The sequence below is a fragment of the Candidatus Thermoplasmatota archaeon genome, assembly GCA_035541015.1.
Lineage (GTDB): Archaea > Thermoplasmatota > SW-10-69-26 > JACQPN01 > JAIVGT01 > DATLFM01.
Window position 1 is genome coordinate 1 of record DATLFM010000037.1, and the last position, 14,211, is coordinate 14,211.

At 71.0% G+C, this 14,211-nt stretch carries 14 protein-coding genes; 9 read left to right on the forward strand and 5 right to left on the reverse strand.

Going from position 1 to position 14,211, the window contains the following annotated elements; all coding sequences use genetic code 11:
• Together VM681_03410 and VM681_03415 are read left to right on the forward strand one after the other, a co-directional pair.
• Positions 1-1,534 (forward strand): molybdopterin-dependent oxidoreductase (locus tag VM681_03410; protein HVL87044.1); only part of this gene is annotated, 1,534 nt, incomplete at its 5' end.
• A 92-nt stretch (positions 1,535-1,626) separates the two neighbouring features.
• Positions 1,627-3,348, forward strand: coding sequence for a PQQ-binding-like beta-propeller repeat protein (locus VM681_03415; protein ID HVL87045.1), 1,722 nt, complete (start codon positions 1,627-1,629; stop codon positions 3,346-3,348).
• On the opposite strand, the gene VM681_03420 is transcribed toward VM681_03415, so the two are convergent.
• Positions 3,345-4,256, reverse strand: coding sequence for a hypothetical protein (locus VM681_03420; GenBank protein ID HVL87046.1), 912 nt, complete (start codon positions 4,254-4,256; stop codon positions 3,345-3,347). The two genes, VM681_03415 and VM681_03420, sit on opposite strands and share 4 nt — an antisense overlap.
• A gap of 124 nt (positions 4,257-4,380) precedes the next feature.
• Here VM681_03420 and VM681_03425 point away from each other — a divergent pair, with 124 nt between their 5' ends.
• Positions 4,381-4,971 (forward strand): molybdenum cofactor guanylyltransferase, encoded by a 591-nt coding sequence (locus VM681_03425; protein HVL87047.1) that lies wholly within the window; start codon positions 4,381-4,383, stop codon positions 4,969-4,971.
• Here VM681_03425 and VM681_03430 read toward each other — a convergent pair.
• Positions 4,958-6,265, reverse strand: a complete 1,308-nt coding sequence (locus tag VM681_03430) for a hypothetical protein (GenBank protein HVL87048.1) — start codon at positions 6,263-6,265, stop codon at positions 4,958-4,960. The genes VM681_03425 and VM681_03430 overlap by 14 nt on opposite strands.
• A 202-nt stretch (positions 6,266-6,467) precedes the next feature.
• Here VM681_03430 and VM681_03435 point away from each other — a divergent pair, with 202 nt between their 5' ends.
• The 5 genes from VM681_03435 to VM681_03455 all read left to right on the forward strand — a co-directional run bounded on the left by VM681_03435 (position 6,468) and on the right by VM681_03455 (position 10,431).
• Positions 6,468-7,595: a CofH family radical SAM protein gene (locus VM681_03435; GenBank protein HVL87049.1), complete on the forward strand. Its 1,128-nt coding sequence runs from the start codon at positions 6,468-6,470 to the stop codon at positions 7,593-7,595.
• The gene (locus tag VM681_03440) at positions 7,577-8,404 is read left to right on the forward strand and encodes a menaquinone biosynthesis protein (protein ID HVL87050.1); all 828 of its coding nucleotides are present in this window, start codon (positions 7,577-7,579) and stop codon (positions 8,402-8,404) included. The genes VM681_03435 and VM681_03440 overlap by 19 nt, the downstream gene beginning before the upstream one ends.
• A complete protein-coding gene (mqnC, locus tag VM681_03445; protein ID HVL87051.1) occupies positions 8,391-9,572 on the forward strand; it encodes a cyclic dehypoxanthinyl futalosine synthase in 1,182 nt (393 codons plus the stop codon). The genes VM681_03440 and mqnC overlap by 14 nt, the downstream gene beginning before the upstream one ends.
• 129 nt (positions 9,573-9,701) lie before the next feature.
• A complete protein-coding gene (locus tag VM681_03450) occupies positions 9,702-10,133 on the forward strand; it encodes a carboxymuconolactone decarboxylase family protein (protein HVL87052.1) in 432 nt (143 codons plus the stop codon).
• Positions 10,111-10,431 (forward strand): hypothetical protein, encoded by a 321-nt coding sequence (locus VM681_03455; protein HVL87053.1) that lies wholly within the window; start codon positions 10,111-10,113, stop codon positions 10,429-10,431. Before VM681_03450 ends, VM681_03455 begins: the two co-directional genes overlap by 23 nt.
• Positions 10,432-10,434: 3 nt before the next feature.
• Here VM681_03455 and VM681_03460 read toward each other — a convergent pair whose 3' ends face one another.
• Together VM681_03460 and VM681_03465 are read right to left on the reverse strand one after the other, a co-directional pair.
• On the reverse strand, positions 10,435-10,800 hold the full coding sequence (locus VM681_03460) for an LSm family protein (GenBank protein HVL87054.1): 366 nt from the start codon (positions 10,798-10,800) through the stop codon (positions 10,435-10,437).
• Positions 10,801-10,851: 51 nt separating this feature from the next.
• Positions 10,852-11,634, reverse strand: coding sequence for a cobalamin-binding protein (locus tag VM681_03465; protein HVL87055.1), 783 nt, complete (start codon positions 11,632-11,634; stop codon positions 10,852-10,854).
• A 50-nt stretch (positions 11,635-11,684) separates the two neighbouring features.
• Here VM681_03465 and VM681_03470 point away from each other — a divergent pair, with 50 nt between their 5' ends.
• A complete protein-coding gene (locus VM681_03470; protein HVL87056.1) occupies positions 11,685-12,671 on the forward strand; it encodes an NAD(P)-dependent oxidoreductase in 987 nt (328 codons plus the stop codon).
• 110 nt (positions 12,672-12,781) lie between these two features.
• Here VM681_03470 and VM681_03475 read toward each other — a convergent pair whose 3' ends face one another.
• The gene (locus tag VM681_03475) at positions 12,782-14,143 is read right to left on the reverse strand and encodes a hypothetical protein (GenBank protein HVL87057.1); all 1,362 of its coding nucleotides are present in this window, start codon (positions 14,141-14,143) and stop codon (positions 12,782-12,784) included.
• Positions 14,144-14,211: the final 68 nt, after the last annotated feature.

The window sequence follows — 14,211 nt, forward strand, 5'->3', positions numbered from 1 at the left end:
GCGCGGCGCTCGTGGAATCGCCAAGCGATTCCCCGGCGCCGACGGCCCCTCCGAGCCCGTCGGTGGCAAGCTCATCGTCGTGGACCCGCGCCCGATCCCGCTTGCGCGCCTGGCGTGGCTCCATCTCCAGCCCAATCCGGGCACGGACGTCGCCTTGTACAACGGCATGCTGCGGGAGATCCTCGCGCGCGGCCTTGCGGACGTCGAGTTCGTCCGCGACCACGCGGAAGGGTTCGACGAGCTCCGCCGGGCCGTCGAGCCCTACGACCTCGCGCGCGTGGAGCGGATCACGGGCGTCCCGCAGGAGAAGATCGTGCAGGCGGCCGTCGCGTACGGGTCCGCCCGGCGCGCGGCCATCTACTGGGGCATGGGCGTAAGCCAGCACACGACGGGCAGCGACAATTCCTTCTGCCTCATCAACCTCGCCCTCGTGACGGGAAACGTCGGCCGTCGCGGCACGGGACTGAACCCGCTTCGCGGCCAGAACAACGTGCAGGGCGCAAGCGACATGGGCTCGATCCCCATGTACTACCCCGGCTACCAGCGCGCCGACGATCCGGCCGTGCGCCTCAAGTTCGGAGAGGCCTGGGGCGTGGGCGAGGGCCCGCCGCGCGGCCTCACCGTGACGGAGATCCTGAAGGCGGCCGAGCGCAGGGAGATCCGCGGCCTCTACGTGATGGGCGAGAACCCGGTCCTCTCGGACCCCGACATGAATCACGTCGACCGTTGCGTGGCGGCGTTGGACTTCCTCGCCGTCCAGGACATCTTCCTCACCGAGACGGCCGAGTACGCCGACGTCGTGCTCCCCGCCGCGACCGGCCTCGAGAAGGAGGGCACGTACGCCAACACCGACCGTCACGTGCAGATGGGCCGCGCGGTGCTTGCGCCGCCTGGGGAAGCGCGCGAGGACTGGCGCATCGTGCAGGACCTCGCGCAACGCATGGGCTATCCCATGGACTACCCAAACGTGGCCGCGATCCAGGAGGAGGTGCGCTCGCTCGTGCCCGACTACGCGGGCATCACGCACGGGCGGATCGCGCGCGAGAACGTGCAGTGGCCAGCGCGCTCCACGGACGAGCCCGGCATGGCCATCTACGAATCGATCCCCCGCGGCAAGGGCCTGCTGCGACCCGCCGAGTGGCTTCCGGCCCGGGAGCTTCCCGACGCCGAGTTCCCGTACGTCCTCAACACCGGGCGCGTGCTCGAGCATTGGCACACGGGCACCATGACGCGCCGCGCGCGCGTGCTCGACGAGCTCTCGCCCGACCCCTTCGTGGAGATGAACGAGGACGACGCGCTGCGCGAGGGCCTTCGCGACGGCGAGCGCGTGCGCGTCGCAAGCCGCCGCGGATCCGTCGAGCTTCGGCTCAAGGCCACGCGGCGCATGCTGCGCAACACGGTTTTCATTCCGTTCCACTTTCGCGAGGCGGCCGCAAATCTCCTTACGATCGACGCGCTTGACCCCTACGCCAAAATTCCGGAGTTCAAGTTCTGCGCCGTGCGAATCGAACCGCTTGGGCCCCCGAAGACCTGACGCCCGCCCCCCGCCGCTTTGCCGTCGGATTCGGGGAGAAACCCTACTCTTTCTTAACGGCCGCCCGCTTACCTGCCACGAGGCGGGACCCAGTGAGCCTGCGGCGGGCCGACGCGCGTTTCCTAACGCTCCTTGCAGCCGGCCTTGCGCTTGCGCCTTTGGCCGCGGCGCAGGATTGGCCGATGCTCCACGGGAACGCCGCCCACACGGGGTCCCACGGCCTCTCCGGCGGGGCCGATGGGGCCGTCCTCTGGAAGTTTCTCGCGGCCGACGCGATCGAAGCGTCGCCGGCGGTGGCCGACGGGAACGTGTTCGTCGGCGATCGGGCGGGGCGGCTTTACGCCGTGAATGCTTCAGGCTTTCCGGTTTGGAACCGCAGCCTGGGGACCTCCATCTCCTCCTCGGCGGCCGTCGTCGGCGGCGTCGTGTACGTCGGCTCGGCGCAGGCGGGCGGCGCGGGGCGGTTGCACGCGCTGCGCGCGGCGGACGGCGCCGACGTGTGGCCGCCGTTCTCGACGCCAAGGATCGTGCACGCCTCGCCGGCCGTCGCCGAGGGGCGCGTGTACTTCGCGCACGAGGGGGGCGAGGTCGTCGCGCTCGACGCCGCGACGGGCACGCGCGTCTGGAACCGGACGCTCGGTGGCGACGTGTATTCGTCGCCGACCGTCGCGGAGGGCCTCCTGTACGTGGGCGCCTACGACCACGCCGTGTACGCCCTCAACGCTTCGACCGGCGCCGTCGCGTGGCAGCGTTCGACGGGCGGCCTCGTGGACTCCACGCCCGCCGTGTCCGGCGGCGTGGTCTACGTCGGCTCGTGGGACCACCGGCTGTACGCGTGGGACGCGCAGACGGGCGCGCCGCGCTGGAACGTGTCCACCGGCGGCGCGATCGTGTCCGATCCTTCGGTGGCCGGCGGCGTCGTGTACGTGGGTTCCGGCAGCACGAAGCTCCACGCGTACCGCGCAAGCGACGGCGTGGAGCGGTGGTCGTTCGAGACGGGGGGGCTCGTGGCGACGTCGGCGGCCGTCTCGGGCGACACGGTGTACTTCGGCTCGGTCGACGATTGGGTCTACGCGCTCAACGCGACCGACGGGCGCCTACGCTGGTCGCGCCAAACGGGCGGCGACGTGTGGTCCTCCCCGGCCGTGGTGGACGGCACCGTGTACGTCGGATCCTACGACCGTTCCCTGTACGCGCTCGACGCCGGGCAGGGCCAGGCGCCCACGCCACCGTCGGCCGCGTTTTTCGTCACGAACCTTTCCGTCGCGCCGGCCGTTCCGCGATTCCCCGAAGCGGTCGTCGCCTCGGTGCGGGTCGCAAACCAGGGCGCCGCCGACGGGACGGCCGTCGTCCGGCTGCGCGTGAACGGCGAGCCTCTCGACGAGCGCAACGTCACGTTGGGGCCGGGCGGCTCGCAGCTCCTTTCGTTTGCGCCCTGGAATCCTCCGGCCGCCGGCCAGTACCGGTTCGAGGCCGCGTTCGACGAAGAAGGCCAGCGGTTCGAGCAGTGGGTCACGGTGCATCCTCCAAGCGACGACGGAGGCGACGACGGGGATCCGGGTTCCGACGACGGCTCGGACGACGGGTCCGGCGACGGAACCGGGAACGACTCCACGGGCGACGGGGCCGGCGGGGGGCAAGGGCAGGACCGGGATGGAAACGGCAACACCGAAGGCGACGACGGATCGTCGGGCACTCGCGGGCGATTCCGCCCGCACGACCTTCCACCGGAGACCGTGGGGCTCCTCGTGGCCGTCGTTCCGGTCGCCCTCGTGGGCGCGGCGGCCGTGGCGATCCGCGCCTGGCGCCGCTAGCGTCGCCGGCTCCACAGGACGGCCGCAAGCCCCGCTGCGGCGAGGAACTCGAGCCCCGCCAAGGGCACGCGCGCCGTCGGATCGTCCCGTGGCGCGTTCGAGGGCGCAAGCGGCTCCTCCGGCCCGGGCGGGGTGGCGGTAGGCGGGGTTTGGGGCCTTGGAGACCCGCCCGGACCGGGTGAGGGGGATTTCGACTCGCTGGAAGGGGGCGCGCGTAGGCTCTCCATCACGCGCACGGGGTCCTCGCCCGCCAGCACGAGCCGCGCGTGGAGGCCCGATTCCCGCGCCAGCGCAAGGCCCGCGTCCAGATGCGTGCCTCCGTTCGTGTTGCCGTCGCTTGCCGCGCGCAGCGTGACGAGGACGCCAAGCGCCAGGCCCGATTCGTGCACCACGGGGCTTCCCGAGTCGCCGGGGACGCCCTGTCCCTTGAAGTAGAAGTCCGAAGCGCCCTCGCGCCAGGAAGGGCCGATGCCCTTGCGCGGCTGCGTCGTCGAGAAGTCGCCGAAGAGGACGCCTTGCCCGAAGAATCGGACCTCGTCGAGCTTGTCGCCCGGCTCGCGGTACACGCCGGTGGGACCGCCCCACGCGCGGATCTCGGACCGCACGATCGCGTGGTGGGCAGGGTCGACGAGGATGAGCGCGAAGTCGCGTCCCTCGGGGCCGTTTGAGGAGAACGCGGCGACGCCAAGGCGCCCGACGCCCTCGACGCGCGCCTCCTGACCGAGCTCGATGCAGTGGCCCGCCGTCGCAAAGTAGATGCCTTCGGGGCCCGCGACGACAAACGCAAGCGTGCAGCGCGCGCTGCCGGCGATCACGCGATCGCCCGGCTGGACGGAGGCCGCCTCCGCAGCGGAGGGAAGCGCAAGAAGCGCCAGCGCGGCGGCAACGGCGATGGCTCGCCCCTTCATGTCGTTTCCGTCCGTGCGACGGCTTAAGTAGATTGTGGTCGAACCGTTTCGTCGTACGCGTCCTTTCGCGCAGGGATCGTCGAAACCAAAAGGTATTATCCGGCGGGGCGCATCGAAGGGCGTCATGCAGATCAGCGGGATCGTGCTGGCCGGCGGGAAGGGCACGCGCCTGCGCGCGGACAAGGCGTGGGCGGATCTCGGCGGCAAGCCGCTCGTGCTTCGGGTGATCGAGGCCATCCGACCGGTCGTCAACGAGATCGTCGTCGTGACCAACGAGCCCGAGAAGTACGCGAAGCTCGACGTCCGCACGGTTCGCGACACGATTCCGGGCGAGGGCCCGCTCATCGGGCTGCAGTCCGGCCTGAAGGCGGTCCGCAATCCGTGGGCCTTCGTGGCCACGTGCGACATGCCCTTCCTCACTCCCGACTTCGTGTACTTCCTCCTGCGTCAGACCACGCGCTTTGACGCCGTCGTGCCGGGCGACCTGAAGACGCGCTACCCGCTCTCGGCCATGTACGCGAAGGCCTGCGTTCCGGCCATCGAGCACGAGATCGGACGGGGAAGGCGCGAGGTCGTGAGCTTCTTCGAGAACGTCCGCGTGCGCTGGATCCCGATCAACGTGCTGAAGAAGGTGGTCGACGTCGACCGCGTCCTCTTCGACGTGGACACGCCCGAAGACCTGGAGAAGGCCAAGGGCATGCTCAAGTCGAGCTAGAGCCGTTCGACCCGCCAAGGAGGCCCGCGCGCCGCAGCCGCGTCGCATGGAAGGCCACGGTGCTTCGCGCGATGCCCGTCGCCGCCGACAGCTCGTCGAGGGTCGCGTGCGGGGACGCTCGCATCGCCGCGAACACCGCGCGCGCCCGTTCGGTGGCCAGGACCACGGCCGAACGCCGGTCGACCTCGTCCACGCTGCCGGTCACGAAGTAGCGCACCTGGCCGCCGATCCGCTCGGCCGTGAGGAGGCGCGATTCGCAAAGGACGTGCAGATGGTGGAGCACCGTGCGGCGGTTCAGGTCCACGGCGCGCGCGATGCCGCCGGCCGTGACCCCGGGGCGCTCCTTCACGAGCTCGTGGATCGTGCGGCGCGTCGACTGCGCGAGCGCGTCGTGCCCCTCGAGCTTGCGATAGAGCGCCCACGCGAGGAGAAGGAAGGCCGCGAGCAGGAACGCGATGGCCGGCAGCGCGGCCGGCGGGACGGTCGCGCGGCCCTCGGCCAAGGCTTGCGCCGCGGCCAACGGCGACGATCGCGCGCCGGCCTCGACCGCAAGCGCGTGCCCGACGGCGATGCCCGCGCTTGGCGCCGGGCTCTCCCGCCTCGCAAGCGAGCGCGACACGTCGACCGCCTCCTCCCGCACGTCCGACCCGACCTGGAGGCTCGCCGCGGCGCCGCCCGGCACGCAGCCGCGCCGCGGTCCCTCGCCGTTCCGAGGGGCGGGAAGTTCGGCCACGGCGTCGCGCGCCGTCTGCTCGAGGAACACAAGCGCCGGCGACAGCAGGGAGCCAGCTTCCTCGGCCACGACGTCGGGAACGACCGGCCCGTCGAGCGTGCGGTGGGCGGCGCGGCAAACGTGCGAAGGCGCGCCCTCGAGCCACCGGAAGGCGACTCCGGACCAGAACAGCGCCCAGCCTTGCGTGCGCCCGGCCGACGACTCGGCGAAGGCGGGCGCGTCGCGGCGCGCGTACTGCGCAAGCGCATCTCGCGCGTGGCCGGGGTATTCGGTCGCAAGGCCGCCCGCCCACGCGGTGGCAGCGGCGCCCGCCGGCTCGCTCGCGGCTTGCGCGCGGGCGACGGGATCGCGGGAGGGCGAGGATCCGGCCGCGTCCCCGTCGGGGACGTCGGCCGGGAGATCCCCGCCGCCGGGGCCGCTTGCATGCACGCCAAGCGGCGGCGCGGAGGGAACGAGGTCCGGAAGGGGAGGTTCCGAGAGCGGGATTCGCTCCAACGGGTCGAAGGAATCCCATGGATTTGCGAGAGCGCCTGGACTTGGCGCAAGCAAGAGCGGCAGCACTGCCGCGACGCCTCCAACCGACCTCCACGAACGCAAGGTTCCCCGGGGGCGCTTCGCATTCCGAATCAAGAAGTTTATGGTTGGTCTCTACGCGTCATCCAACGGAGTGTGGAACCTGGAGTGACGGGAAAAACCACCGGCAACAGTTCCTACTGTACGCACCACGGTTATAAGTCGGGTCCCGATGTCTGACGGTTTGACCATGCGGGCGAGCCTGGCCGAGGAACGGAGCGTCGCGTCCCTGCTGGAGCGGGCGCGGCGCGGCGAGCGCATCGAGCTCGACGACGGCGTCTTCCTCCTCGAGCACGCCGACCCGCTTGCCCTGGGCCTTGCCGCCGACCGCATCCGCCGCAAGCGCCACGGCAACGCGGTGTACTTCCGAAACGACCTCAACCTCAACCCGACGAACGTGTGCGTCGCAAGCTGCGGCTTCTGCTCCTTCTACCGCAAGGGCCACGAGCACGACGCGTACACGTTCACGATCGACGAGGTGAGAGCCAAGGCGGAGGCCGCGGTCTCTCGCGGCGTGCAGGAGTTCCACGTCGTAGGCGGCCTGCACCCGGACCTTCCGGTCGCCTATTACGAGGATTTTTTTAGGACCCTAAAACAAGCTTCGTCGAACTGCCACGTGCAGGGGCTCACGGCCGTCGAGGTGGACTACCTCGCGCGCCTGGAGAAGACGACCCTAGGCTCGGTGCTGACGAGGCTTCGCGCCGCCGGGCTCGATTCGCTGCCCGGCGGAGGCGCCGAGATCTTCGATCCCGCGGTCCGCAAGCGCATGATGGCGACGAAGATCGGCGCCGACCGCTGGCTTGCCGTGCACCGCGAGGCGCACGCCCTTGGCATCCGCACGAACGCGACGATGCTCTACGGTCACGTCGAGGAGCTTCGCGACCGCGTCACGCACATGGACCTCCTTCGCCGCCACCAGGACGAGGAGCTCGCGCGCGGGACCGTCGGCTACCAGGCGTTCGTTCCGCTCGCCTACAATCCCGAGAACAACGAGCTCGAGAGGCGCCACGCGCTTCTTGGCACGACGGGCCTCGACGACCTTCGCACGGTCGCGTTTGCCCGCATCTTCCTCGACAACTTCGACCACGTGAAGCTCCCCTGGGTGACCGTCGGCAAGGCGCTTGCCCAGACCGCGCTCTCGTTCGGCTGCGACGACGTGGGCGGCGCCGCGTTTGAGGAGCGCATCCTGCAGGCGGCCGGCGGGCGGACGTGGGAGTACGTTGGCGACAGCGACCTTCCGCGCGCGATCCGCCAGGCGGGCTTCTCGATCCGTTGGACAAGCGGCGTCTACGACCGCCAGTGGAGCGTGCCCGCCTGAGCGAGGCGCTGCGCGTGGGCGTCGTCGACTTCCTCAACTCGAAGCCCATCGTCCACGCGATCGAGACCGGGCGGATCCCGCTTCCCCCGGGCGTGGAGATCGTGCGCGCGGCGCCGGCCCGGCTCAACGCGATGCTGCGCGAGGGGCTTCTCGACGCAAGCTTCGTCTCCTCCATCGAGTTCGCCCGCTCGCACAGGGACCTCGCCCTCCTGCGCGGCTTGAGCATCAACTCGCGCGGATTCGTCGACAGCGTGGTCCTCTTCCACGCCGGCCTTCCGGCGCTCGCGGGCGGCACGATCGGCGTCACCGGCCGCTCGGCCACGAGCGACGTGCTGCTGCGAATCCTGCTTGCGCGCCGGTACGGGGTCGAAGCCCGCCTGGAGAAGGGCGTGGCGGACCTCGCCCGCGTGGGGAACGACCTCGCGGGCGTGCTCCTCATCGGGGACGAAGCGCTCGCCGCCCGCGATCGGCGGCCGGAGCTCTTGCGCGAGGATCTCGGGCACGCCTGGCACGAGCTCACCGGGCTTCCCATGGTGTTTGCGGTCTTCGCGGCGCGGCGGGACGCGCTTGCCGCGCGCGGGCGGCTCCTTCGCCTGGCGCACCGCGCGATCCTCACCTCGCGCGACTGGGGCATGGAGAACCTCGACGCGATTGCGCCCTCCCGCGAGGCGCGCGCGTACTTCGACCGGCTGGACTTCCGGCTCGAGGGCGACATCCTCGACGGCCTTCGGGCGTTCTACGAGCACGCGTACAAGATCGGCGAGCTTCGGGAGCTTCCGCCGGCGGAGGCGTTGCGTGACGAGCGTTGAGCGGCTGCTGTCGGAGTCGGCCGAGGGCCGGCGGCTTTCGCGGGACGAGGCCGCGCGCCTCTGGCGCGAGGCCCCCCTTGCCGAGCTTGCAGCCGCCGCGCACGCCGCGCGCAACCGGAGGACGGACCCCCGAACGGTCACCTACGTGGTGGACCGCAACATCAACTACACGAACGTCTGCAACGTCTACTGCAGCTTCTGCGCGTTCTACCGCACGAAGAAGGACGAGGACGCCTACACGCTCTCGACCGAGCAGGTGCTCGCCAAGGTCGAGGAGCTTGTCGCCATCGGCGGCACGCAGGTTCTGCTTCAGGGCGGCTTGAACGAGGACCTCCCGCTCGACCACATGAAGTCCCTCTTCCGCGCGGTCCGCGACCGCTTCCCGCAAGTCGACCTCCACAGCCTCACGGCCACGGAGATCGAGTTCTGGGCCCGCAAGCACGGCATGACCTTCGAGGCCGTCCTGCGCGAGCTTCGCGACGCGGGCTTGAAGAGCCTTCCCGGCGGGGGCATGGAGATCCTCGTCGACCGCGTTCGGAACAAGGTGAGCCCGCTCAAGACGGACGCGCAGACGTACCTTGCGATCCACCGGGCCGCGCACGAGCTTGGCATGACCTCGACGGCCACGATGATGTTCGGAACGGTGGAGACGATCGAGGAGCGCATCGAGCACCTGGACGCGGTGCGCGCGCTGCAGGACGCGTCGAGGCGCGCGGGCCGCCGCGGGTTCACGGCCTTCATTCCGTGGAGCTACCAGCACGACGAGCGCGTCCCGCTCCGCGTGCCGCCCACCACGGCGGACGACTACCTTCGGACGATGGCCGTCTCGCGGCTGTACCTCGACAACGTCGAGCATCTCCAGAGCGGATGGGTCACGGAAGGGCCCAAGATCGCGCAGGTCGCGTTGCGGTTCGGGGCGGACGACTGGGGCGGCGTGCTCATGGAGGAGAACGTGATCTCGGCCGCCGGCACGGTCTTCTCGATGACGCCGCGCGACGCTTGCCGCCTCATCCGGGCGGCCGGGCACGCGCCCGCCCAGCGCGACACGTACTACTCGATCCTGCGGCGCTGGGAGCGCGAGGACCCGCCGGAGGTCCGCATCCGGGCGCCCGAGCACGGCACGCCCGTCATGCCGACGGCGGGGACGAACGCGAGCTTCCGCGTCTGACCGTCGATTTGCCGGCCCCTACGAGACGATCTTGCGCCCTCGTGCGGAAGGACTTTGCGGCGCTACTCGCGACGGCGCCCTTGCGCGCGTATTTCCGGGCATACGGTCCTCGCGGCGCGGGTGAGCAGGATGGTCCAGACGCAGACGCCAAGCGAAGTGTATCGCGAGATCGAGCAGACCTTCGGCACGGTGCCCGAGTGGGTGCGGGAGATCCCGCCGAGCGGGATCGCGCCCTTCTGGGGGCTGTTCCGCGACTTCTACCTCGCCGAGACGAAGATTCCAAACAAGTACAAGGAGCTCATCGGCCTTGCCGTCTCCGGCGCCACGCGCTGCCGTTACTGCACGCTCTTCCACACGGAGGGCGCGCGGCTGCACGGGGCCACGGACGAGGAGATCGCGGAGGCCAACTTCATGTCGGGCGTTACGATGTTCGGCAGCACGTTCCTGAACGGCCAGCAGACGGACTACGACCGCTTCCGGAAGGAGACCGAGCAGATCGTGAGCTTCGTCAAGAGGAACGCCGCCAAGCCGACGCAGCATGCCGCCCCCGCACGACGCTGAGAACCGCGACCGGATCCTCGCGCGCCTGTGCGAAGACGGCATCCTCCGGCGCGAGGGGGCGCGCTTCCGGACGACCCGGCGCTGGCAGGCCGCCATGATGCGGTCGGCCGCGCGCCTGGTCGCCCGGGGCGAGCGCGACGGCGACCTTCGGTTTCCCGTGGCCGAGGCGCTGCTGGAGCTCTACGGCGACGCGCTGTCGGAATCCGACTTCGTGGACGCGGTCGTGGCGATGACGGTCGTGGAGAACGCCGAGCTTGCGCCCGCGCGCGACGCGCAGGCCCCGATCACGCCGACTTGACGTCTAGTGGCCGCGTCCCTCGACGTGGATGTGCTCGGGCTTCGCGAGGTACTCCGGCCGAAGCGGCCAGATGCGGAGCACCCGATGGAGGTTGAGGACGACCTCCTTCAGGCGGATGATCTTCGTCTTGTCCTTCTCCTCGCTGATGATGCCGCGCATCGTGATGTACTTCTCGACGATGCCGGACGAGACGGCGGCCTCCTCCCAACCGCGCAGGTTCTGCGCGGAGCCCTCCGTCACGTCGCTCAGGACGAGCCAGTTTTCGTCGAACTCGATGAGCTTGCCCTTGTACGAGCGGTCGTCCTGCATGACGACGATGAGCTCCGCGCCGACGAGCGGCCGCAGGCGCTTCTCGAGGACCTCCTTCATTGGAATCGGCCGTCCATCCCGCGCCATGCTCATAAACGATTCTGCCCGGCGTCAAGCGTCGGGGTGAAGGATGCGCCCCATCTCCTCGGCGCCTTCCACCACGCGAGGGCCCGGGCGCCCGTAGACGCCCTCGTCGAGGAGGTGGATGCGGCCGGCCTTCACGGCCGGAAGCTCCGTCCAGCCCGCGCGCCCCGCGACGCGGTCCACGCTCTGCTTTCGCTGCAGCGTGCCGCACCAGCAGACGAACACGTGGTCGAAGCGGCGGGCGAAGACGTCCTTTGGGTCCACGGGCATGGACGCGCCGGGCGCGTCGGCAAAGACGTGGCGGCCGCCGGCGGCCGCGGCCAGGTCGTTCACCCACGTGTCGCGGGTGGGCACGATGGGGCCCATGCGTGGGCCCGGCGGCCACCATTCGAAGTAGAACGGCACGACGGGACGCCCCCGCGTGCGAGCCGCGACGACGGAGAGGCGCGACTGCATGGACTCGACGATCTCGCGCGCCTCGCGCGTCCGCCCGGTGCGCTCGCCCACGAGGCGGATCTCGTCGAGGATGGCCTGCCAGCCCCTCGCGTCCAGGACGAGCACGGGCAGCCGGCGTGCCCGGAGGCTCTCCACGACGCGCTCCATGCCGGGCACCGACAGGGAGGCCAGCACGAGGTCGGGCGCGTGGGATTCGACCTTCGCCGCGTCGATCTGCAGGTCCTTCCCGACGCGGGGCAAGTGCTGGACCTCCTTCGGGAAGTCGCTGTCGTCGTCGAGCGCCACGAGCTCGTCGGAGAGCCCAAGCGCGCAGGCGATCTCGGTGTTCGACGGGCAGACGGAGACGATCCGCACGACAAAACAGCGTCGCCGGGAGTATATAGGCGTGCCGCGATTTCGGGCACGTGACGAGCTTCGAGGACGTGCTCCTGACGCGCGTTCCGGCGAGCGAGGAGTCGATCGCGCGCGGCTTCTTGCCGGGCGCGCGCGTGCTTCGCGAGGGTCTTTCCGAGGCGACCTCCGACGTCCATTCCGACGTGCGCGTGCTGGCGGTCTCGGCCATGGACCGCGTCGAGCCGTCGGCGCTTGCGCGCATGCCCGCGCTCGTCGGCGTCGTGACGCGCTCCGACGGCTACGACCACCTGCCAGACGCCTGGCTCGTCTCCCGCGGCCTGCCGGGGCTCTCGCTCCACGGGTACGCGACGGACTCCGTGGCCCACCACGCCGTCTCGATGATCCTCGCCCTCCTCCACCGCATGCCCGAGGGCGCGCTCCGAACGCGCGAGGGCTCCTGGAAACGAGAGGATCTTGCCGGACGCTCGCTGCTCGACGTCACCGTTGGCGTGCTCGGCGTCGGCCGCATCGGCTCGCGAGTCGCGCGCCACGTGCTTGCGCTTGGCGGGCGTGTCCTCGGGCACGACCTCCGGCGCGACCCGACGCTCTCCGACGCTCCCGGCTTCCGGTGGGCGGGCTCCCTCGACGAGCTTCTGGCGGGAAGCGACGTCCTCACCGTCCACGTTCCGCTGACCGCGACGACCCGCGGGATGCTGGGCGCCCGCGAGCTTTCGAAGCTTCCTCCCGGAGCCGCGCTCGTGAACACGGCGCGAGGCGCGCTTCTCGACGCGCCCGCAGTCGAAGCGGCGCTGCGCGGCGGCCGGCTGTCCGGCTTTGCCGCCGACGTGCTCTCCGGCGAGCCCGATCCGCCCGACCTTCGCCGCTTCGCGGACCTCCCAAACGTCCTCCTGACGCCGCACCTTGCCGCCTACGACGCGCGCACGATCGCCGCGCGCTACGAGCACACGGCCGCCGCGTGCCGCGCGCTCCTTGGAAACGACGTCGCGACCGTCGCGCGCCTTGCCGTCTGCGGCGCGCGGCCGAGGGCGGTCGCGTGAACGTCTCGGAGTTCGCCTGCGACCTCTGCGGCGCGCCGGGCATGGTCGAGTGGCACTGCGAGCTCCTCTGCCGGCGGTGCGGCTACCGGCGAGACTGCTCGGACCCGTGATCAGGCGCGTGCCGCCTCGGACGTCCCGCCGGGCCGTCCGCCTTCCAGAAGAGCCGCCGCGACGGCGTCGAGGGCCTCGGGCGCGATCGCGCCACCGCGGAGAAGCCCGAGGGCCGCAAGCTTGTCGAGGTGGAACTTGGCCGAGCTCTTGGGGACCCCAAGCGCGCGCGACGTGCCGGCAAGCCCAGCGCCGGGGTGGCGCAGAAGGTGCGCCAGAACCTCGCGCGAGCGCGGATGGGCAAGCGCGACGGCCACGCGCTTCTGCTCGCGCCCGAAGGAGCCGCCGTTCCGGTAGTAGCGCAAGCGGGGTCCGATGCGGACGGCCTCGAGGTAGTGGCCTTCGGAGAGAAGCCGCAGGTGGTGCGCGGCGGCGCGGTGGTCCATCGCCATCGCGCGGGCGACCGCGCCGGTCGTCGTGCCGGGATTCGCGAGGACGAAGTCGTGCACGGCGCGACGGGTCGGCTGCGAGAGGAGGTCGCACGATCGCAACCGGCGGTAGAGCGCCCACAGGGGCACGAAGGCGAGCACGGCGCCGGCCAGAAGGAGCCACCACGCCAGAGGAGCCGAAGCGGAGAGCGGCGCGCTCGCCGCCGCGCGCACGCCCGCCGGCTCGCCCGACGAGGCAGCGGCGCCGCCGGGCGCGGATTGGGCGGGCACGGAAGCGGGCGCGATCGCGGCGCGGTCGACCTCCCGCAGGGACGCAAGCCTGTCGTCGGCGGGCTCCGCCGATCCGCCCGCGGCCGACGGAGGCGAGGGCGGCGGCGCCCGCGACGAGTCGCGGCAGACGCGCGCGGGCGGATCGCTCGCGTGGAGGCCCCAGCCGGCCGGAAGCGGCGGATTCGGGGCCCCTTCGGGCACGCGTTCCGGCGGCCCCACGAGGTTCCGGTTGCGCACGGTGTCGCATTCGAAGCCTTCGGCCACGACGCCAAAAAGGATCGCGGCCGCCTTCGCGACCTCCGGAACCCGCCCGGGGTCGACGTAATGCGGGCTGCAGGGCGAGAGGGGCGAGTAGTGGTGAACGAGATTGCACTTCGGGTTTGGCGAGGGAGAGTGCGCGTACAGCGGATTGCAAGGGCCCGGCGAATTGACGTGCGAAAGGCCGCACCCCTCGCTTGGGCCCGGCAGCGCGCCGACCGGCGGAAGGAGATCACTTGGCGACGGGGAAGCCAACGGCGTCGGCGGCTCCTCGGCGGCTGGCGCCAGCGGAACCGAAGGAGCCGGAGGCGCTTGGGCCGACGTTGCCTTCGAGGGAAGCGCGGACTTGCCCGGCGCGCCCAGGGGAAGGTGCACCGAGTCGGCCGCCGCCGTCGCCGAAATCACGACGACGAGGGCCAACGCGACCGCAAGCGTCCTCAAGGCCAACTCTCCCACCCCCGCTCGGAGTGCGCCATCTTAAATCTTGTGGGCGTCGACGGCCCGGCGTGCGAGAA